The sequence below is a fragment of the Mycobacterium sp. genome, from assembly GCF_032159765.1.
GTDB lineage: Bacteria > Actinomycetota > Actinomycetes > Mycobacteriales > Mycobacteriaceae > Mycobacterium.
Genome location: NZ_JAVHWM010000132.1, coordinates 1 through 20102, shown reverse-complemented (window position 1 = coordinate 20102; position 20102 = coordinate 1). Strand labels below are relative to the sequence as shown.

Annotated in this window: 25 protein-coding genes; 17 read left to right on the top strand and 8 right to left on the bottom strand. The window is 66.0% G+C overall.

All coding sequences use genetic code 11. From position 1 onward, the window contains the following. The 4 genes from QOH60_RS14900 to QOH60_RS14885 all read left to right on the top strand — a co-directional run. Window positions 1-508 (top strand): SDR family NAD(P)-dependent oxidoreductase (locus tag QOH60_RS14900; protein WP_526421609.1); only part of this gene is annotated, 508 nt, incomplete at its 5' end. Window positions 509-642: 134 nt separating this feature from the next. After that, complete coding sequence (locus QOH60_RS14895) at window positions 643-1065, top strand: nuclear transport factor 2 family protein (protein ID WP_526421607.1); 423 nt, start codon at window positions 643-645, stop codon at window positions 1063-1065. Between the two features lie 167 nt (window positions 1066-1232). Next, the gene (locus tag QOH60_RS14890; protein ID WP_526421605.1) at window positions 1233-1856 is read left to right on the top strand and encodes an NADPH-dependent F420 reductase; all 624 of its coding nucleotides are present in this window, start codon (window positions 1233-1235) and stop codon (window positions 1854-1856) included. A gap of 130 nt (window positions 1857-1986) precedes the next feature. Next, window positions 1987-2865, top strand: coding sequence for a TIGR03619 family F420-dependent LLM class oxidoreductase (locus tag QOH60_RS14885; protein WP_526421603.1), 879 nt, complete (start codon window positions 1987-1989; stop codon window positions 2863-2865). 79 nt (window positions 2866-2944) lie between these two features. Here the strand turns inward: QOH60_RS14885 and QOH60_RS14880 are convergent, their stop codons facing one another. Beyond that, window positions 2945-3976: a fused (3R)-hydroxyacyl-ACP dehydratase subunits HadA/HadB gene (locus QOH60_RS14880; RefSeq protein ID WP_526421601.1), complete on the bottom strand. Its 1032-nt coding sequence runs from the start codon at window positions 3974-3976 to the stop codon at window positions 2945-2947. A 115-nt stretch (window positions 3977-4091) separates the two neighbouring features. After that, window positions 4092-4721 (bottom strand): FKBP-type peptidyl-prolyl cis-trans isomerase, encoded by a 630-nt coding sequence (locus QOH60_RS14875; RefSeq protein WP_526421599.1) that lies wholly within the window; start codon window positions 4719-4721, stop codon window positions 4092-4094. Between the two features lie 95 nt (window positions 4722-4816). Between QOH60_RS14875 and QOH60_RS14870 the strand changes: the two genes are divergently transcribed. The 3 genes from QOH60_RS14870 to QOH60_RS14860 all read left to right on the top strand — a co-directional run bounded on the left by QOH60_RS14870 (window position 4817) and on the right by QOH60_RS14860 (window position 6868). Next, complete coding sequence (locus QOH60_RS14870) at window positions 4817-5812, top strand: glycoside hydrolase family 6 protein (RefSeq protein WP_526421613.1); 996 nt, start codon at window positions 4817-4819, stop codon at window positions 5810-5812. Window positions 5813-5887: 75 nt separating this feature from the next. Then, a complete protein-coding gene (locus QOH60_RS14865) occupies window positions 5888-6616 on the top strand; it encodes a histidine phosphatase family protein (RefSeq protein ID WP_526421597.1) in 729 nt (242 codons plus the stop codon). A gap of 57 nt (window positions 6617-6673) precedes the next feature. Next, window positions 6674-6868 (top strand): hypothetical protein, encoded by a 195-nt coding sequence (locus QOH60_RS14860; protein ID WP_526421595.1) that lies wholly within the window; start codon window positions 6674-6676, stop codon window positions 6866-6868. Here QOH60_RS14860 and QOH60_RS14855 read toward each other — a convergent pair. Continuing rightward, complete coding sequence (locus tag QOH60_RS14855) at window positions 6858-7559, bottom strand: SDR family oxidoreductase (RefSeq protein WP_526421593.1); 702 nt, start codon at window positions 7557-7559, stop codon at window positions 6858-6860. The genes QOH60_RS14860 and QOH60_RS14855 overlap by 11 nt on opposite strands. An 85-nt stretch (window positions 7560-7644) precedes the next feature. Between QOH60_RS14855 and QOH60_RS14850 the strand changes: the two genes are divergently transcribed. Next, window positions 7645-8193, top strand: a complete 549-nt coding sequence (locus tag QOH60_RS14850; protein ID WP_526421591.1) for a hypothetical protein — start codon at window positions 7645-7647, stop codon at window positions 8191-8193. A gap of 148 nt (window positions 8194-8341) precedes the next feature. Next, a complete protein-coding gene (locus QOH60_RS14845; RefSeq protein ID WP_526421589.1) occupies window positions 8342-9793 on the top strand; it encodes a phospholipase D-like domain-containing protein in 1452 nt (483 codons plus the stop codon). Here the strand turns inward: QOH60_RS14845 and QOH60_RS14840 are convergent. Genes QOH60_RS14840 through QOH60_RS14825 form a run of 4 tightly spaced genes read right to left on the bottom strand, consistent with a single transcriptional unit; the run spans window position 9785 to window position 12790 of the window. Continuing rightward, entirely contained in the window at window positions 9785-10291 is a 507-nt protein-coding gene (locus tag QOH60_RS14840; RefSeq protein WP_526421587.1) for a nitroreductase family deazaflavin-dependent oxidoreductase, read from the bottom strand. The genes QOH60_RS14845 and QOH60_RS14840 overlap by 9 nt on opposite strands. Window positions 10292-10314: 23 nt before the next feature. After that, window positions 10315-10707 carry a hypothetical protein gene (locus QOH60_RS14835; protein ID WP_526421585.1) on the bottom strand — a complete coding sequence of 131 codons (393 nt, stop codon included), beginning with the start codon at window positions 10705-10707 and terminating at the stop codon, window positions 10315-10317. Between the two features lie 29 nt (window positions 10708-10736). Beyond that, window positions 10737-11210 carry an arginase family protein gene (locus QOH60_RS14830; RefSeq protein ID WP_526421583.1) on the bottom strand — a complete coding sequence of 158 codons (474 nt, stop codon included), beginning with the start codon at window positions 11208-11210 and terminating at the stop codon, window positions 10737-10739. Then, window positions 11210-12790: a PTS transporter subunit EIIC gene (locus QOH60_RS14825; RefSeq protein ID WP_526421581.1), complete on the bottom strand. Its 1581-nt coding sequence runs from the start codon at window positions 12788-12790 to the stop codon at window positions 11210-11212. The genes QOH60_RS14830 and QOH60_RS14825 overlap by 1 nt, the downstream gene beginning before the upstream one ends. 112 nt (window positions 12791-12902) lie before the next feature. Between QOH60_RS14825 and QOH60_RS14820 the strand changes: the two genes are divergently transcribed. The 5 genes from QOH60_RS14820 (at window position 12903) to QOH60_RS14800 (ending at window position 17468) form a co-directional block, all read left to right on the top strand. After that, complete coding sequence (locus tag QOH60_RS14820; protein WP_526421579.1) at window positions 12903-13367, top strand: PTS sugar transporter subunit IIA; 465 nt, start codon at window positions 12903-12905, stop codon at window positions 13365-13367. Then, window positions 13368-14153 (top strand): glucosamine-6-phosphate deaminase, encoded by a 786-nt coding sequence (nagB, locus tag QOH60_RS14815; protein ID WP_526421577.1) that lies wholly within the window; start codon window positions 13368-13370, stop codon window positions 14151-14153. 8 nt (window positions 14154-14161) lie between these two features. After that, complete coding sequence (nagA, locus tag QOH60_RS14810) at window positions 14162-15337, top strand: N-acetylglucosamine-6-phosphate deacetylase (RefSeq protein ID WP_526421575.1); 1176 nt, start codon at window positions 14162-14164, stop codon at window positions 15335-15337. A gap of 14 nt (window positions 15338-15351) precedes the next feature. Beyond that, a complete protein-coding gene (locus QOH60_RS14805) occupies window positions 15352-16674 on the top strand; it encodes an aromatic ring-hydroxylating oxygenase subunit alpha (RefSeq protein ID WP_526421573.1) in 1323 nt (440 codons plus the stop codon). A 134-nt stretch (window positions 16675-16808) separates the two neighbouring features. Continuing rightward, entirely contained in the window at window positions 16809-17468 is a 660-nt protein-coding gene (locus QOH60_RS14800; protein ID WP_526421571.1) for an MmpS family transport accessory protein, read from the top strand. Window positions 17469-17475: 7 nt separating this feature from the next. Here the strand turns inward: QOH60_RS14800 and QOH60_RS14795 are convergent, their stop codons facing one another. Continuing rightward, on the bottom strand, window positions 17476-18081 hold the full coding sequence (locus QOH60_RS14795; RefSeq protein WP_526421569.1) for a Pr6Pr family membrane protein: 606 nt from the start codon (window positions 18079-18081) through the stop codon (window positions 17476-17478). Between the two features lie 47 nt (window positions 18082-18128). On the opposite strand from QOH60_RS14795, the gene QOH60_RS14790 reads away from it, so the two are divergent. The 3 genes from QOH60_RS14790 to QOH60_RS14780 all read left to right on the top strand — a co-directional run. Beyond that, window positions 18129-18941: an acyl-CoA thioesterase domain-containing protein gene (locus tag QOH60_RS14790; protein WP_526421567.1), complete on the top strand. Its 813-nt coding sequence runs from the start codon at window positions 18129-18131 to the stop codon at window positions 18939-18941. A gap of 38 nt (window positions 18942-18979) precedes the next feature. Next, entirely contained in the window at window positions 18980-19795 is an 816-nt protein-coding gene (locus tag QOH60_RS14785) for a hypothetical protein (RefSeq protein ID WP_526421565.1), read from the top strand. Window positions 19796-19953: 158 nt separating this feature from the next. Continuing rightward, window positions 19954-20102, top strand: a 149-nt coding sequence (locus QOH60_RS14780) for a CoA transferase (protein ID WP_526421611.1), incomplete at its 3' end; no start/stop codon positions are given.

The window sequence follows — 20102 nt, the reverse complement described above, 5'->3', positions numbered from 1 at the left end:
GGAAAAGGGCGCGATCGACGTGTTGTGGGCAAGCGCCGGGACGGGCGCGCAGAACAAGCTCGGCGAGATCACCGAGGAGGACTTCGACGCCGCCTTCGGGCTGAACGCGCGCGGCACGCTGTTCACGGTGCAGAAGGCGTTGCCGCTGTTCAACGATGGTGGCTCGATCTTCATGACCGGGTCGAACGCTTCGCTGAGGGGCTACCCCAATTGGAGTGTGTACGCGGGAAGCAAGGCCGTGCTGCCCGCCTACGCACGGGTGTGGGTGTCGGAGTTGAGGGACAGGAAGATCCGAGTGAACGTACTGACCCCCGGCCAGGTCGCCTCGCCGATGTTGGCCGAAGTGATGGACGAGGAGGCCAAGGCGCAGTTCGAGTCCGTGATCCCGCGGCGAGAGATGGGCCGCCCCGAGGAGATTGCGTCAGCCGCGTTGTTCCTCGCCTCCGACGACTCGAGCTACGTCAATGGCCAGGAGCTGGTGGTCGACGGCGGCACCACAGTGATCTAAGTGGGAGACACCGGCATGTACGCCGACAACGACGTCCCACCTCGATGAATTGGGCACACACCGACTCAACCCTTGCCGGTGGGCGCACCGACCAGGTCACACACCACGAGCAACAAAGCACACGAGGAGTAACCATGACCACCTTCGCCCCGCACCGCGACACCGTGCAATCCTTCGTCGACACCATGCACGGCGGCGCAGACAACGACGCCCTTTCCAGCATCCTCGCCGAGGACGTGGTCATGTACGGCCCGCTCAGCGACGAGCCAGTCACCGGCCGCGAGGCAGTCCTGGAAGCCATGCGAGGGATCGGCCGGGCGGCCGACCTCAAGTACAAGGAAGTCCTCACCGGCGAGACGCACCACGCCGCTTACTTCCGGCTGCAAATCGAAGACACCGTGGTCAACGGGATGGACTACATCCTGCTCGACGCGGACGGCAAGATCGCCGAGGTGACCATATGGTGGCGCCCGCTGCCGGCCGGCGTCCAGATGCAGGGCCACCTCGCAGATGCACTCGGCCAGCAGCCCTGGGAATTGCGCACGAACGAGGAGTAACGACCCGAACGCCGTGCCGAGCGCCCGGCCCGCCAGGCACGGCACGCGGTTCAGCCAGTTCGGTTCCAGCCACCGCCACACTTCCTCGATTAGTTGAATCATCGATAAATCCGGATTGCGTGGAGGAGTCAACCTTCAACCGTCAATCATCAAGATAAGGACATCTCATGAGCAACATCAGCATCATCGGCACCGGCAACATGGCCCGCGCCATCGGCACGCTGGCGATAGCAGGCGGCAACACCGTCGAAATCATCGGCCGTGATCAGTCCAAGGCCGCCGACCTGGCCAAGACTCTCGGCGGCAGCACCACAACGGGAGAGTTCGGCGCCGTCCCGGCCGGCGACATAGTCGTCGTGGCCCTGCTATACGCCAGTGTCGTTCCGGTCGTCGCCCAGTACGGAAACGCCTTGGCGGGCAAGGTCGTCGTCGACATCTGCAACCCCTTCAATTCCGCGGGCGACGGGCTCGCCATCCCCGATGGCACCTCGATCGCACAGCAAGTTGCCGAGGCGGCCCCCGACAGCGCCCGCGTGGTGAAGGCATTCAACACCGTCTTTCAAGTCGTCCTGGCCAAGGGCCAGCCGCTCGACGTCTTCGTCGCCGGCGACGACGAGCCCGCCAAGGCGGGCGTGGCGGAGTTCATCAAGACGCTCAAGCTGCGCCCGCTTGACGTCGGCGGCTTGAACATGGCGCACTACCTGGAAGGAATGGGCCTGGTCGCGGTGGGTCTCGCCCAACACGGGGTGGGCAACCTCGACTTCGCCCTCGGTGTCACCGTCCCCGGCTGAGCCGCACCGCCGCCGGCCCGAGCGGTGAACGAACAGTGCCCCTCGTAGTAGTTGACAGTTACCGAAATTATTCGCAAATTCCAGATGTCAGTGTCGGCCGACGATCGGCTCCCCGGAGAGGATTCTCCTGATGAAGCTTGGTTTCGTAATTCCCTTTGTTGGGCCTGCTGTCAGCAGCGCCGCTGGTCTGAGCGCGTTCTGCCGCGGACTGGAGGATCTTGGCTACGACACGCTGTGGGTCGGCGATCGACTGGTCACGCCGGTCGAGATGCACACCACCTATCCGGGCAAGGAACAGCCCTACCCGCCGCAGATGACCCGTTACCTCGATCCGGTGCTGCTGTGGACGGTCGCCGCGACGGCGACTAGCCGGGTGCGGCTGAACTCCAGCACCCTCAGCACGTTCTACTACGAGCCGACGCACCTAGCCCGGCTCCTGACCACGCTCGACGTGCTCAGCGACGGCCGCCTTGACGTTGGCGTGGGAGTCGGGTGGATGAAGGACGAATTCGACATCGCCCGCGGTGCGGACTGGCGCCGGCGCGGGAAGATGCTCGATGACCTGCTGGCGTTCCTGCACCAGTGGTGGACGACCACCCCAGTGTCCTGGGACAGCGAGTTCATCTCCTTGCCGCCGGTTCATGCCGACCTGCGCCCGGTCCAGGCTGGCGGTCCGCCCCTCTGGATCGGCGGTGCCAGCGAGGCCGCGATGCGCCGGGTCGGCCGCAGCGGCACCGGCTGGCTCGGGGTCGAGGGGCTGCAGGACTCCGATCGCTTGTGGTCAATTGCGCGCCGTACGGCGCAGGACGCCGGCCGCGATCCTGACGCGCTGAAAACCGCCATGCGGATCAACCTCGAACCGGGCATGTCCGTCGACACGGTTGCCGATAAGCTCCAGCGCCTCGCCGGGTCCGGCATTGATGAGGCGGTCTTGGATGTCTTCGCAATGTTCCCCAGCCTTGACCAGATGCTTGACTTCGCCAGCCAGGTAATCGCGAGAAGGAAGTAATTATGGGAAAGCTCGACGGCAAGGTGGCGGTGATCACGGGCGGATCAAGTGGTCTGCGGATCCGACCAGAGCAAGTAGGTCAGCGAAAGCGGATGTTCAACGTCGCCATGCCGAAGATCTTTTGGCCGCCGGACTTCGCGGCGACGATGACGACGCCGCTGCGGGTCTCGGGGTCCAGCGACTTGATGCGGCCGCTGAACTCGATATCAGCTCCCTCGGTGGCCGACACGATCGCGGGCTGGGACAGCCGCACCGCGTAACGGGTCACCGCGCCAGGATCGCCCGACCATGCAGACGCGAATCCGGCGCCCACCCCCATCGTGAGCATTCCGTGGGCGATCACGTCGGGCAGCCCGGCCAGCTTGGCGATGTCCTCGTCCCAGTGAATCGGGTTGGCGTCGCCGGCCACGCCGGCGTAGTTCACCAGGTCGCCGCGGGACAGGCGGGCATGATGCACGGGTAGCTCGTCGCCGACCTTCACGTCATCGAAGGACGGCGTCCCCGGCGTGCGGGTGGCGCCTCCCTCGGCGATCCGAACCTCGCCCTCGGGGCGCACCGTCTTCTCGTAGACAGGGCCGGATCCGCCAATGTCAAGGATGTTCACGTCGTGCATCATCGCGTTCTGGACTGCCGTCTTCACCCCCTCGTCGATGTCGTCTGCGGTGACTCCGACGACGGTGGTGTGCAAGGTGTGCACCCGCTCCCCGGCGGTGTCGGTGAAGGTGTTGGTGACGGTGATGAAATCCCTGCCGGCCGTCCTGCGCACCGACGAGAGTTCGACGTCGACATGCAGTTCGTCACCTTCCACGATCGGGCGGTGCTGCTCGAAGATTTCCTCCGTCTGCAGGTAGGTGTCGTACCCGACGACGATCGATTCGAACATGCGGCGATTGCAGGCCATGCCCGGCGTCGACGTGAACGTCAGCGGTGCGATCAGGCCCGAGTAACCCAGCTCTGCGGCGGCGGCGACGTCCCAGTGCGCCGGGTGATAGTCCTGCACCGCGCGGGCGTACTCGCGGACCTTCTCCCGGCCAACCAGGTAGGTGCCATCCATCTGGTAGTAGTGGCCGACCCGCGATTCGAGCGCCGGCGCTTCTGCTGCTGTGGTCATGTACTAGCTCAACTCTTCCGTCGGCCTGTTCGCTGAGACCGCCACAGCACACTAACGCGCGGGGGCCGGAGCAATTCGCGAACCTGCAGCGCTACATCAACGGCGACCTTGCGAATTAAGCCGACGCGCTGAGGATCTTGAGCGCGAAGACCAGCGTGTCGCCCTTCTGGATTCCTGCCCTGGGCTCACCCGCGGGGTATCCATCGGCAGGAACCATCGCGACAGCGACCGTCGAGCCGACCTTCTGTCCCGCGATGGCCTTCTGGAAGCCCGGCACCACCCCGCCCAACGGGAATTGCTCGGGGGCACCCCGCTCGTAGCTGCTGTCGAACACAGTCCCGTCGCGTCCGTTGACGCCCATGTAGCAGACCGAAACCGTCGCCGTGTTCGCGACGACGGCCCCGTCACCGGCATGCAGCGTGTGGACCTGGGTCTCGGCGACGCTGAACGGAGCGCTCACCTTGACCTCGGGTGCAGTCGTGTCCGTCGATCCAATGACCGCGACGTTGCCGGTGCTCCCGTTCAGCGTCCACTCGGGTGTGCCGCCGCTGGCCGGGGGCGACGTTGGGCACTGGCTCGCGGGCGCGGGCGCCTGAGGTGCTGAAGTCGACGCCAGTTTCGCCGGGGCCGACGACGAGCTCGTCGGCGCCTTATCGCCGTCAGAACTGCACGCGGCGAGCGTGAGGACGAACGTCGCAGCAGATGCCGCGAGCGCGATGGACGCAGACGTACGGGAGGGTTTCACCGCCGCCACGCTAACAGCCGCAGGAAGCAGACCCCGCCTCCCCGGCAGTTCGGGGATTGGCGCTCGGGGCGTCGTGGCGCTAATTTCTCGGGGTGATGTCCTCACCTGCTCGCGCAGTCGCGCGGTGGATTTCCCCGTTCCTGGCTGTTGCGGCCGTCGCCGCCCTGGTGTGTTCCGAGGTGCAGGTCGGCCCCGCGCCGGCGGTGCGCCTGGCCGACGAGGTAAATCCGTTGGCCGGCATGCCTTTCTATGTCAATCCCACGTCGGCGGCCATGCGCGCCTCACAGAGCGCCGACCCGCCGAGCGCGCAGTTGACCGCCGTCGCCAACACACCGCAGGCGTTCTGGATCGTCCCGGGATCCTCTGCCGACACGGTGGCCACGTACGCCGGCGGGGCGCAGGCCGCCGGCGCCATGCCGGTGTTCACTCTTTATGGAATCCCGCATCGCGACTGCGGCAGCTTCGCGGCGGGTGGTTTCGCGACGGCCGCCGACTATCGCGGGTGGATCGACGGAGTCGCTGCGGGCCTCGGCTCCTCGCCGGCGGCGGTCATCCTCGAGCCCGATGCGCTCGCCATGGCTGACTGCCTGTCGCCTGGCCAGCGACAGGAACGCTACGACCTGGTGCGCTATGCCGTCGACACGCTGACCCGCGATCCGGCGGCGGCGGTGTACGTCGACGCCGGACATTCGCGCTGGGTCAGCGCCGGCGAAATGGCCAACCGCCTTAATCAGGCAGGGATTGACCACGCGAGGGGTTTCAGCGTCAACACGGCGAACTTCTTCACCACCGATGAGGAAATCGGCTACGGCGAAGCGATTTCGGGGCTCACCAACGGATCGCACTACGTCGTCGACACATCGCGCAACGGCGCCGGACCGGCGCCCGACGGCCCGCTCAACTGGTGCAACCCCGGCGGCCGAGCGTTGGGCGCCCCGCCCACCACGGAAACCGCGGGCGCCCACGCCGACGCGTACCTGTGGATCAAACGTCCCGGCGAGTCCGACGGCTCCTGCGGGCGCGGGGATCCCGGAGCAGGACACTTCAGCAACCAGTCCGCAATCGAACTCGCTCGCAACGCGGGCCGCTAACAGCGCGATCCGCAGAAGTTGCGCCACAGCAGCGGCTGAGTAAGTTGACCGCCAGGAAACGTTCGAGGGGGGACGATGCCAACTGCCGTGCGCCGCAGCAGTGGCGTGGCGCGAACTGCACGCGCAATCCTGGCCACCATCGCGTTGACAGTCTGGGCGCTGGTCGCCGTACCAATCGCGCACGCCGGCGATCATCACACCATCGTCCTGACCTTCGTGCGTCACGGGCAGTCCGCGGCGAACGCGGCGGGCATCATCGACACCGCTGTACCCGGGCCTGATCTGACAGAGCAGGGTAACCAGCAGGCACAGAAGGTCGTCGACGATCTGAGCGTCAACCATTACGACGGGATCTACGCCTCGAACATGGTCCGCACACAGGAGACGGCAGCCCCGATGTCGGAGGCGCTCCATGAGGCGATCACGGTGTTACCCGGTCTTCGCGAGATCGAAGCCGGCTCCAACGAAGGCCTGTCGGTCAATGATGCGCCCGTGTATCCGGCTCCAGGTGTGTGGCTCAAGGGTGACCTCGGCGCCCGCATCCCCGGGGCGATCAACGGCCACGAGTTCGCGGCCCGGTTCAACGACGCAATGAACACGATCTACCGCACCGGCGAAACCAATCCCATCGTGTTCTCCCACGGTCTGGCGATCCAGTACTGGGTGTTGATCAACGTGAAGAACCGCAAGATGGCACCGCCCGACACCGTTCTGCCCAACACCGCTCACGTCGTGGTGACGGGCAATCCCACCGACGGCTGGACGCTGGCGAATTGGAACGGGACGCCTGTGTCGCACGGATAATCGTGCGACCTGTGCCGCCGGGTTCCCATACGGCAGCCGCGGGCTTATATATGTGTTGTGAGCCCGGCACCGGCCAAGCGGACGCACACGTCGCCTCGGCGCGAAATTGCGATCGGGGTGGTCCTTGTGGGCCTCTACCTTGTGGTGGCCGCGTTTTCCGCGGGGCGCCGCGATATCGCGCACAACAACGCGCAGTCGTTGCTGGCGCTCGAGCGCTGGCTGCGCGTCAACATCGAGGCCGTTACTGCTTGAGCTGCGGGTAGAGCACGGCAACTCCACCGGACAGCGCGGCTTGAGTCCGGCGGCTCAGGTCGTCGGCAACCACTTCGAAAGCGCCGGAAGCGACACCGTCGAGCGCTTGCGCGGCGACATCAGCGGGGTCCGACTTCGGTGCGTCCATCCCCTCGGTCATGTCGGTCTCCATCAGGCCGACGTGCAGACCCGTGACATGGATGCCGCGATCCGCCAGCTCGACCCGCAGAGCGTTGGTCGCCGACCACGCGGCGGCCTTGGACGCGCAGTAACCGCCGAGGAGCGGCATGCTCACCCAGGACAGCACCGACAGGATGTTGAGGATGGCGCCGCCACCGTTGCCCTCGATGACGGGTGCGAACGCTCGTGTCACCGTGAGAACGCCAAAGACGTTGGTATCGAATTCCTGGCGGACATCCGCGAGATCGCTTGTCAATAAATTGGTTCCGTTGGACATTCCCGCATTGTTCACCAGAAGCGTCACGTCTTGCGCACGCGCCGCGGCTGCGGCCACCGAGGCAGGGTCGGTGACATCGATGGCCAGTGGGGTGACGCCGTCGACGTCGATCGAGTCGGGATTGCGCGCCCCGGCATACACCGTCGCGCCGCGTCGTAGTAGTTCGATGACGAATTTCTTGCCGAGGCCTCGGTTGGCGCCGGTGACCAGGGCGGTGCACTTGGAAAGATCCACGCGTCCCATAGTGCTCTATGACGTCGGTGGGCGTTACGGCTGACGCTGAAGCCGCGTCTGATCTGCCGTCGTTACGATGGTGCGCGTGTCGGAGCCGCGCGAATATCAGCCAGGCAGTTTGAACGTGCGATCGAAAGCGCCCGGCCCGGGCCGGTTTTCACGATGGGTGCTGCCTGTGGCGGCGACGGTGATCAGCGTGGGCGCCGTCGGCGTCGCGGTGTGGGCGCTGATGCACCCGCGGCCTGCGAGCACTCCCAGCGATCCCAGCGCCCCGAGCGCCCCTAGCGCTCAGCAGGTGGCTGACGCGAAAACGCGCGCCTGCACCGCGTTCAAAACAGTGCGCACCGCGGTCGCGCTGCAAACCCATGTCAATCCGGGCGACAATCCAGTTGCGGCGCAGGCGATCGCCGCGAACGCGCGCGCTGCAATGTTCAGTGGTGGAACGCTGCTATTGGATCGTCTTGAGCCCGCGACCCCGGAGCCGTTGGCCGGCGCCGTGCGTGGCTTCGCCGACGACCTGCAGGAGATCGCGTTGAACGCATGGGCTGGGGTCGGCAACGACGATCCAGCCCAGGCTGCGCGCCTGCGCGACGGTGACGCCGCAAACACGCGCATCGCCGAGCTGTGCAAGTAACCCGATCGTTGAGCCGGTCAAAATCGATGGACCCCACCACCGTGTCGTCGGCATCATCGCCGAGGCCGTGAAGACCGTCGGGATAGCAGCGGTGTGATAGACACAGCGCTATGTCCAGGCGAGTCGCGTAAGTCGCACAGGGCTTCACATGGTCGACGATCGCCTGCTGGTCCCTGGCCAGACCTGCTGGCGCGTCGAACGCGCCGACCAGATGGCCTGCATCGTCGACGCGGCCGACTACTTTCGGTACGTGAAGGCGGCGATGCTGAATGCCACCCACCGGATCGTGCTTGTCGGCTGGGATTTCGACGCCAGGACAACCTTCGAACGACGCGTCAAGACACTGCCCGGGCCCAACCAGTTCGGCCTCTTCCTCTATTGGCTGCTGCGGCAACGACCAACTCTGCAGATCTACCTGCTGAGGTCCAATCTCCGCCTTCTCCCGGCATTCGATGACGTCTGGTACCTGACGCCCGTGCCGATCCTGAATCGGCTCAGCGGCAAGCGGATCCGCTTCGCCGTCGACGGCGCCCACCCGACCGGCGCCGTCCATCACCAGAAGATCGTGGTGATCGACGATGCCCTGGCGTTCTGCGGCGGCATCGACCTCACGTCCGATCGCTGGGACACCACAGAACACAGACACAACAACCGGTTTCGCCGGACACTCGGTCGCAGTTACGGACCTCGGCACGATGTCGCTGCGGCGGTGGACGGCTCCGCGGCCGGCGCCCTCGCCGAGCTGAGTCGCGACAGATGGCAGACCGCGACTGGTCAAACGCTGGCCCCGGTCGATCCCGCCGATGCCCACTGGCCGTCTGGCTTGGAGCCGATCTTGCGGGGCGTCGACATCGGCATCGCGAGAACTTTCCCGGAGCACAACCACCGCAAGGAGGTTCGCGAGGTGGAGGCACTCAACCTTGCGGGCATCGCCGCGGCACGTCGCAGCATCTACATGGAAAACCAATATCTGGCGGCACGGAATGTGGTGGAGGCGCTGGCCGCTCGACTCCACGAACCCGACGGGCCCGAGATCGTCATTGTCCTTCCGCGCAGAGGCAACAACCGCCTCGAACAGGAGGCGATGGACAGTGCACGCCACCGGCTGATCCACGAGTTGTGGGATGCAGACGAACACCATCGGTTGGGCGTTTACTGGCCGGTGACCGACGGCGGGTCATCCATCTACGTTCATTCGAAGGTGCTTGTCGTCGACGATCGTCTGTTGCGCATCGGGTCATCGAACTTCAACAACCGGTCGATGGGCTTCGACAGCGAATGCGATCTCGCGGTCGAGGCGGATCCGGATGGGCAAGCACACGATGATATTCAGCGGGCGATCACGGCGGTACGCGATCGACTGGTGTCTGAACACCTCGGCGTCTCGATCGATCAGTTCGAGCAGACGATAGGGGGAGGTAAATCGCTTCTCGACGCGGTCGAGACGCTGCGCGGTGACGGTAAGACGTTGCGACGGTTCACGAGTCGGACAGTGGCCGGTGAGGCCGGCCCACTGGCGGAGAGCGAGTTGGTGGATCCTGATCGCACTCCGCGGTCGCTGACCGGCAGCTTGCGACGGCTCATACCAGGACTAGATTGAGGTGTCCTGCCGCGGCTCCAAGATGATGACCGGGATCTCCCGCTCCGTCCAGCTCTGGTACGTGTCGAAGTCCGCGTAGACATCGACCAGCCGTGGCCACAGCGCCTTGCGCTGCTCGGGCGACGCGGTCACTGCATGCACCGCGCGCCGATCTGCGCCGATCTGGATGTGGCAGTCGGGGTGGGCGACGAGATTGCGGTACCACTGCGGGTTTTCCGCCCGCCCGCCCTGCGACGCGACGATGACGACGTCGGGCCCGTCTGCCATGAAGCACAGCGGGATCGTGAACCGCTTGCCGGACTTGCGGCCCACGTGTTCGAGCAGCAGGGTCGGCACCGGTTTCCGGAACCCGGCACCGACTCTCCACTTGCCGCCGATCCTGCCCTTTGTCTTCTGGTAGACCCATGTCTGCACACGGCTGGAGTATTTGAAGAAGATGGGCAGCAGCGGGGAGTCGAGCTGCTTCGGACGCTTCGGCGCGGGTGTCACGTTGACCATGCAAGCCCATGTCCGATGGATGGTCAACCCGCGAGGACGGCCGCCAGTGTGGACACAAATCGGGGCAGGGCCTCCGGGTCGCCGGCTGACCTGGTGGGGTTGATTTCGGCCACCGACAGGATGCGCGGATTCCCTTGTCGCTGGGCGACTTCGAGCGCCACCTGCAGCGCGTCGAGCGACGGCCCGGTGTTGCGGCCGTCGGTGTTCTCGGCAAGCGGTGCGTCGGTGAAGTCCAGCACGTCGACGTCGACGTGTACCACCAGCGGCGAGGCGGGCAGCCAGGCCATGGCGGCCCGCACGACCTCGGCGGGCGAGTCGGCGAGCTCGGCCGACGTCACTGTGTACAGCTCGAGCTCCACGACGTGCTCTCGCTCCCAGTCCGTCGCCAAATCGAGGTCGACTCCAAGAAACGCCACGTGGTCTGGTGTCAGCAAGGGACGCGGACCTAGGCACTGGACCAGAGAACCCGCCGCGGTGGGAAGGTCGAACGCGTGCGCCATTCCCAGTCCAGCGCGCCATCGGTGGTGGAGGCCGCGGTATTGCAGTCCAGGTGCCTGTCGAAGTAGAGAACGGCAGGCATCACGTCGGTCGCGTCGCGTAACGCCGCACAACATGCCAGCGCGCCGGTGCAGTTGCCGCCCACGACCAGCACGTCCGTGTCACTTGACAGGATCTCGGCCAGGCGGGTCCGCAGGAATGTCAGGTTCTCGACGACGTCAAACAAGTTCTGCACAAAGGGCTGAGCACGATCTGGACGCCACACTTGCATCGGAGAATCGCCGGCGTCGAGCACCTCGCGAGGTGCCCCACGCAGGGCATCGACCAGGCCCGCGGCGCGCAATGCGCGCGGCGCCTGTTCCTGTCCGGCGGCGTAACTTGCTGCGCTGCTTCGGTTTCCGACCACAGTCAGTGATCGCATCAAAGAATCTCGTGGATGTCGTTCTTCAGGGCTTCTGCCTGCGTGCCGAACACCGCTTGGACACTGTTGCCAACCTCGATCACCCCTGCGGCACCGAGCCTGCGTAGGCGCCCCTGATCCACCTTGGTCTTGTCGGCGACCTCCACGCGAAGCCGAGTGATGCAGGCGTCGACGTTGACGAGGTTCTCCCGGCCGCCGAATGCCGAGATGACCTGTTCGGCACGAGTGTCGGCTCGTACCTGCGAGGGTGCGGCCAGTGTGCTGGTGGCGGTGCCGGGTGCGACGGACGTCGCTGAGTCCTCACCCTCGCTGAGGTTTGCTTCTTGCTCGGCCTCGAATTCTTCCTCCGGCTCACGCCCGGGAGTTCTCATGTTCCACTTCGTGATTGCGAACCGGAACAGGAAGTAATAGATCGCGAACGTGACGACGCCCATGACGATCAGATACAGGATGTTCTTTGCCGCAGGCGCGTTGCCGTAGAGAAGCAGGTCTATCAGCCCCGCCGAGAACGAGAAGCCCAGGTGGATGCCGAGCAGATACGCGACGGCAAGGGACACCCCGGTGAGCAGCGCGTGGACGATGTAGAGCGGGAACGCCACGAACATGAACGCGAACTCGAGCGGCTCCGTCACCCCCGTGACGAACGCGGTAAGCGCTGCCGCGGAGAGGATTCCGAAGGCGAGCTTCTTCTGGCGCCTGTTGGCTACCTGGATCATCGCCAGCGCCGCGGCCGGCAGGCCGAACATCAGAATCGGGTAGAACCCGGCGGTGAACGCGCCGCCCGTCGGGTCGCCTGCCGTGAACCGCCCGATATCGCCGTGGGCGATCTTGCCGTCCGGAGCCGGGTAGCTTCCGTAGATCCACCACACGTATGTATTCACGATGTGGTGTAGTCCGACCGGAATGAGCATGCGGTTGATGAACCCGTAGACGAACGCGCCCAGCGCTCCCGAGCCGCCGATGAATGCCCCGAGCCCGTTCAACCCGCTGTTGAAGAGGGGATAGAAGTAGCTCATCGCAAACGCGATGAACAGGCTCGCCAGCGACACGATGATCGGCACGAAGCGCCTGCCGCCGAAGAAGCCGAGCCACGACGGCAACTTGATGGTGTGATAGCGGTCGAAGAGCACCGCCGTGACCAGGCCGATCACGATGCCGCCGAACACGCTGTAGTCGATGACGGCTGGCTCGCCGGATTTGCCCACCTGGCCGGCGAGAACGACGGGCGACATGGTCTTGAACACAGCGGCCATCACCAGATAGCCCACCACCGCTGACAGCGCGGTCGATCCGTCGGCCTTTCTGGCAAACCCGATGGCGACACCGACCGCAAATAGCAGACCGAGGTTCTCGAAGAGGGCGCCACCGGCGGCGCTCATCGCCGCGAAGAACGGCCCGATGACCGGCGTGTGGATCCCGCCGAGGAGGTCGTCTTGGCCCAGCCGCAGCAGAATGCCCGCTGCGGGGAGTACGGCGATCGGCAACATCAGGCTCTTGCCAAGGCGCTGCAACTGCGCGAAGCCGGGGATCCGAACACCCGACTTTGCTGTCGTCCCTGCAGGTTTCGCCGATTCGCTCATTTCGCGGACCTTCCTGTGGTGCGGACGGTTCCCCGTCGCAAGCTGAGCGGAAGCTTAGCCAGCACATCAGCGACTTCGCCTCACTTTGCCACCGACTCTCTATCCTGTGGACGTGAGTACGACGCAGGTCCTCGCCCCTGTCGCGGGCCGCGCGGTGCGACTGGCCGATGTGCCAGATCCTGTCTTCTCGCAGGGCATAGTCGGATACGGCGCGGCGATCGACCCTCGGCGCGAGGTCGTCGACGCGGTGGCACCGGTGAGCGGCAAGATCCTGAAGCTGCTCCCGCACGCCTATGTCGTCATGACCCCGGAGAACGTGGGTGTGCTCGTCCATCTCGGTCTTGATACCGTCCGGCTCGACGGCCAGGGTTTCACCGCCCACGTCGCCGAGGGCGACACCGTGACAGCAGGCCACGTCGTGATCACGTACGACGTTCCTGCAATCGAGGCAGCAGGGTTCAATCCCATTGTCCCCGTGGTGGTTATGGACGAAAGTGACCCGGCAAACGTCGCCGATACAGCGACAGCTGGCGATGATATCGCCGCCGGGGCAACTCTTTTCGCGGCGAACAAGTAGATGGAAGTCGTCATTCTGCCCGACTCACGCGAGATCGCGCGCGTCGCGGCCGATGCGGTTGGTGTCCTGCTTGACCGCAAGCCCACTGCGGTTCTCGGACTGGCCACCGGATCGTCGCCGCTGGCGATCTACGACGAATTGTCCTCCCGCTGCGAGGCAGGACTGGTCTCGTTCCGGCGGGCCCGCGGTTTCACGCTCGACGAGTACGTCGGCCTGCCCGTCGACCACCCTCAGCGGTACCGCAATGTCATCCACGCAGAGTTCGTCTCCAGGGTCGATTTCGCGCCCGGAGCGGTATGGGGCCCAGACGGGCTTGCGGCGGACATCCCCGCGATGTGCGCGGCGTACGAGAGTGCGATCACCGACGCCGGGGGTGTGGATCTGCAGATCCTGGGCATCGGCACCGACGGGCACATCGGTTTCAACGAGCCCGGCTCGTCGCTTGCCTCCCGCACGCGGATCAAGACGCTGACGCTGCAGACCCGCCGCGACAACGCTCGCTTCTTCGACGACGACGTCGACCTCGTCCCCACCCACTGCTTGACCCAAGGCCTCGCGACCATCATGGACGCCAGGCACGTGGTCATCGTGGCGATCGGTGACCACAAGGCGGAGGCCGTGCATCAGTTGGTCGAAGGGCCGGTGAGCGCACGCTGGCCGGCGACCATCCTCCAGCACCACCCTCATGTCACCGCGCTGCTGGATGATGCCGCGGCACAACTGCTCATGCTCAGCGAGTATTACCGCGAGACCTACCGCGGCAAGCCGCATTGGCAGGGCATCTGAGGCCGCCGATGTTGATAACCGCCGACGCTGTCCTCACCGGCTCAAAACTGTTGCGGCCGGGGTGGATTGAGAGTGCGGCGGGGGTCGTCGCTGCTATCGGATCGGGCACATCACCGCGCCTCGCCGATAGAGCGTTCGGCGCTGCGACGGTGGTGCCGGGGTTCGTCGACACCCACGTGCACGGCGGAGGTGGAGGGAGCTTTTCCTCCGGCGGCACCGCGGCCGCGCTAAGCCTGCACCTTCGTCACGGCACGACGAGCTTGGTGGCGTCGCTTGTCAGCGCGGGCCCTGACGATTTGTTACGTCAGGTCGCCGAGCTGTCCAACGACGTGCGTCGCGGCGCGATCGCAGGGATTCACCTGGAAGGTCCGTGGCTGGCCGCGGGGCGGTGTGGTGCCCACGATCCGTCGCAGCTGCGTGACCCCGATCCGGACGAACTCGACCGTCTTCTTGCCGAGGGCGGTGGGGCGATCCGGATGATCACCCTCGCGCCGGAACGCGCAGGCGCTCTGGAAGCGGTCACGCGGATCATCGACGCCGGGATCGTCGCCGCGGTGGGCCACACCGACGCGACGTACGAGCAGACGCGTGCGGCGATCGAGGCGGGCGCGTCGGTCGGCACCCACCTCTTCAATGCGATGCGCCCCATCCATCATCGGGACCCGGGTCCGGCGGTCGCGCTGCTCGAAGACCCCCGGGTGACCGTCGAGCTGATCACGGACGGCGTGCACGTGGACCCCGCGCTGTACCGGCTCGTCAGCCGCAGCGTGGGACCCGACCGCGTGTCGCTGGTGACCGACGCGATGGCCGCCGCCGGCATGGCCGACGGCCGCTACTCCCTGGGGGCATTGGAGGTCGACGTCGTGGGCGGAGTGGCTCGCGTGGCCGGAACGGACATCATCGCGAGCAGCACCGCGACGATGGACCGCCAATTCAGGTTCGCGGTCGCGGAAAGCCGACTTGCCCGCGACGAAGCGCTGCTGGCCGTGGTCCGTCAGGCCTCGATCAACCCCGCGAGGGCGCTGGGTCTGCCGAGCGCGGGGCTGGCCGCCGGAGCGCCTGCTGACCTGGTCGTGCTGGACGGCGACCTCGCGGTCAAAGGCGTGATGCGCCAAGGATCGTGGGTGGTAGAGCCAGAAGGCGAGACAGGGGCGCGGGTCGGCAATACCGTTCGTGAGGGATGACGAGGAGGCAGGAGTTGACATCCACGACAGCGCGCACACGTGACGACGATGCGATCGGAACGCCTCCGCAAAGTCCCACCCTGGTGCCTGCGGAGCGGTATTACTCCCCGGCTTTCGCCGCACTCGAGATCGAGCGGATGTGGCCGAAGGTGTGGCAGCTCGCGTGCATGGCCGACCACGTCGCCGCACCAGGCGACTACTTCGAATACCGCTGCGGGCCCTACGCCGTGCTTATCGTGCGCGGCGACGACAACGAGCTGCGCGCATTCCAGAACGTCTGCCGCCACCGCGGCAACTCGCTGTGCGTTGGCTGGGGTTCCGGTCTGCGCGAACTGAAGTGCGGGTATCACGGGTGGACATGGGACCTCGCGGGCGTCCTCAAGCGCGTGCCGAACCGCAAGGGTTTCGGGGCGCTGCGCATGGCCGACTTTCCTTTGCTGCCGGCACAAGTCGAGACCTGGGCAGGCCTCGTGTTCGTCAATCTCGACCTGGGCGCGATGCCGCTTCTCGACTACCTCGAAGCGGTGCCCGACGACATCGCGTGGTGCAACATCGGCGACTTCCGTTGCTACGCAACGCTGACCATCGAGGTCGACGCCAACTGGAAGACCATCGCAGACGGTTACAGCGAGACCTACCACATCCAGACCCTGCACCCCGAGCTGCTGCGCTGTGTCGATGATATCCATGCGCCACAACAGATCTGGGGCCATACGGGCAAGTCCGACCAGCCGTACGGCGTGCCGAGCCCGCGGTTCGACGGCGCCCTGGCCGACGAGGAGGTGTGGGACGCCTACGTCTACACCCAGGGTGCGCTGATGGGTGCGGAGGAGGGCACACCGTTTCCCGCCCAGCGGCGGCCGGGCCAGACGGTCCAGGAGCTGATCGCCGAGCGGACGCGGGCGTTCGCGGCCCAACGCGGGGTCGATCTCGACTGGGCGGACACCGACCGGATCACGCGGCTTCACCAGTACAACGTGTTCCCGAACATGACGTTGTTGGTCAACGCCGATCACCTGACGCTGATGTGCTCGCGGCCCGGCCCGGATCCCGACCGTGGCGAGCTGGTGATGTTCCTGATGACGCGGATGCCACCGGGCTCGGCGCACAACAAGCCGACGGATGTACGGATGTCGGCTGCCGACGCCCACGCCGGGATCGTCATCGACCAGGACATCAACGTGCTGGCGCGACTACAGCGCGGCCTGCACCAGCCGGGTTACACCCATCTGGTGCTGTCCAATGAGGAGCGCCGCGTGATCAACATGCACCGCAACCTCGAGCGCTACCTCGACCTGCCAGCGTCGCAGCGGATGACCGGCGGCTGCACCGTCTGAGTCAGCCTGATCTGTCGGTTTCGCTGTTTTTCCTGAATGGCGGCCGCATAGTTGCTTTACAGGACCTGAGTACTGCAAAGAAAGCCGGTGAGGGTCTCGAACCAACTCCAGACAAGTCATTGTGGGGGCACGTCATGACAACGAACACTGCACATCCGAAAATCCTGTCGCTGTTCACAGCAGCCGCCGCCGTTGCGGTCGCGCTTCCGGGATCGGCGTTCGCCGACCCTCTGCCGTACGGGCCCGACACCTGCATCCAGGGTTACGTGTGGCGCAATGCTCGGGATGGGGACACGGTGTGCGTCACGCCGGCGACCCGGGACCTCATTGCGAAGGAGAACGCGAACCCCAAGGCGAACAAGGATCCCAACGGGGCGTACGGACCCGAGTCCTGCAAGCAGGGGTTTGTCTGGCGCGAGGCCTTTGATGGCGACTCCATCTGCGTCACCCCCAATGAACGTGCGCAGACCTTGGCTGACAATGCTGCGGCCCAGTCGCGTTACCAGCGCAATCAGCCAGGCTCGCCCGGCTCGCCGCAGGGCCAAGCCAACGTGGTCCTCGAGATCACCGGCTCAGGCACGGTGTACTCGATCGACATCGATCCCGGCGGGAGGGTGGCCACCGAGAACACGGCCGTGCCGTGGAAGAAGTCGATGACGGTCGGCCCTGAGGTGGACCTGATACAGGTCATTTCGGTAGCCAAGACCGGTAACCAAGGCTGCCGGATAACCGTGAACGGCAAGGTCGTGGTCAATCAGCCCAACGACTCACATTGCAGCTATAGCAGGCCGTAGGAATCGGTCAGAACGGCCGCCCGCGGCCGATCGCCAACAGCCCGTAGCCGAGTCCGAGGAACACCACCGCAAGCAGGCAGACATTGAGCGTCACGCCGAGAGCGCCGACGCTCGCCGGGTCGAGGAAGAAATAGGGCGCGCGCTTGCCGAGGTGATTGAGCACCAGCAGCGCCGTCAGCAGGTACACCGTCGGATAGAGAAGCCACACCAGCGGGTGCCACCACAGCAGGGCGCTGTGCCCCGGGCGCGCCAGCACCCATTCGGCGAGAGCGAGCACCGGGACGACGAGGTGCAACAGCACGTTGGCGACGGTGTAACCCATGCTCACATCGGTCAGCAGCGCATTCCAGATCGCGCCGGCGATCACCACATACATGACCACGGCCCCGCGCAGACCGGCGTGGGCATCGGCGCGTCGGGAGATCAGCGTCCACGAGTAGAACACAGCCGCGAGGAGGTTCGCCTGGTAGGTGAACGTGAGCAAGCGCCAGCGGATGCCCCACCGCGAACCCAGGTGAACCATGAGCAGCGCCACCACCACCGAGGCGATGATCGCCACGCGCAGCAGAACCCGCACGGCCGTGGCCCGCGATGGTCCGGCAACGGTCGTCATTCAAGCGAGGATAAGGCGCGCGAACACGACTGTGCGACGATGCCCCGATGACGGACCCGCGCGCGCATTTCGTCCAGATCGACGAGGACACGTTCCAGCCGACCCAGTATGCGCAGAGCCATTGGGGACAAGACCATCTCAACGGGCCTGCCGTCGTCGGCCTGGCTGCCCGAGCACTCGAAGGCGCGTTCGGTCTGGCCGAATTCATGCCTGCGCGGTTGACCGTCGACCTGTTCAAAGCGGCTCGCGGGGTCCCGACGACGACGAAGGTGTCGCTGCTGCGCGACGGCAGGCGGGTGCGCAACTCCGAATGCGAGATCGTGCAGAACGGCGCCACCGTTGCGCGTGCGGTGCTTGTCCAATACCGCCGCGGTGTCGCCCCACGCGGCCAGGAGTGGGTCCCGGCCACGTCCTTCACATTCCCCGCGGAATCGGACGGCTTGTTCATGCAGATCGCCACCGGCGACAGCGGTTGGAGCCCGTCCATCGCCGAGCACCAGAACACCGAGCGCAAACGTGTCGTCCATCGCACCATCGATGTCGTTTCAGGCCAAGCGAATTCGCCTTTCGTGCGCGCGGTGATGGCCGCCGAGGCGACAAGCCTCGTGACGAATCTCGGTTCCGAAGGAGTCGGGTACATCAACGGCGACCTCACCGTCGCGCTTGCGCGGCTTCCCGAGGACGAGTGGACAGGGATAGAGGCCGACTCGCATTCGGCCGCCGATGGGATCTCCGTCGGAACGGCCACTCTCTTCGACCACGTCGGCGCGTTCGGCTCCGGGTTAGTGACCGCCGTCAGCAATCCTGCGGCGCAGATTGACTTTTCGAACGACCCGTTTCCGTCACGTACACCCGGTTAGCCGCGCGGCCGACTGTCGGCACTGGTTACCCTCGATGCATGGCGCGACTCACTGGATTCGCGGAACGGCGCCAACTTCGCCGCGCGGCCGACCAGGCGTTGCTGACTTCGTTCCAGCCGCACGACCGCGCGGATGTCGCCATCCAGCAGCCAGATCGGCTGGAGGGCGTGTTCCAGCCCCCACCGGAGGCCGGGGTCTGGGTGGCCGACCCTGAACCAGCTGAGGCGACGGTGTCGCCTGTGCGCTCCGAGCCCGAACCGGCTGAGTTCGCGGCGCCCGTGGTGGAGGCTGCGCCTGAGCCGCATGACGACTACCTCGCGGATCCCGACCCGACTCCGCCTCTGGGCATGCCGTTGCCGTTGGACATTCCCGCGCCGGCGCCCGTCATCGCGCCCGCGAACGTCCCCGTCCCGTCGCGCTCCCGGTCATGGTCGGTCCCAGTGATCTCCGCGGTCGTCGCGCTGGCGGCCGTCGCGATCGGCGTGTGCCTCGTGTTGCTCTTCTCCGGGGGAGCCGACTCGCCACCCGAGGCACCCAAGGTTCAAACCAGCACACCCTCTGCGCCCCCGCCGAGCACCGCGCCGTCGGCGTCCATCACTGCGCCCGCGCCGCTACCGCCGCCCCCTCCGCCTGAGCCGCCTCCGCCTCCGTCCGAGTCACCGCCGAACACCGCGGGCGCGGCAGCGCCGCAGTACCCGCAATATCCTCGGCAGCGGCAGAGCCCCCCTCCGCCGCAACAGGGGCCGGCCATCGACGTGACTCGCACGCCGTTCAGTGCGACGCCGCCACCGCCGCAGTCACCGCAGTACGACCAGGGCGACGGCAGGCTGCCTCGTCACCGCTTCGGTTTCTGATCACCCCCGCAGTCGCGACGCGGCACTCGACTCGGCGGCGAGTCGGTGTTCAACGATCCGGTGCACCCGATGGCGTCGCTGACTTTATTGTCGGAGTTGATGAGCGACGACTTCGCGCGGCACGGTTTCGAAGGTTCGTAATGTCATCCGCCGCCCCGATGCTCGATGGCGTGCGGGTGCTTGATCTCGCGACCCTGGCTGCCGCGCCCCTGACCGCGACATACCTGGCCGAGTTCGGCGCCGACGTGATCAAGGTCGAGGACCCGCGAGGGGGCGACCCGATCCGCGGCTGGGGTAACCAGCGCGA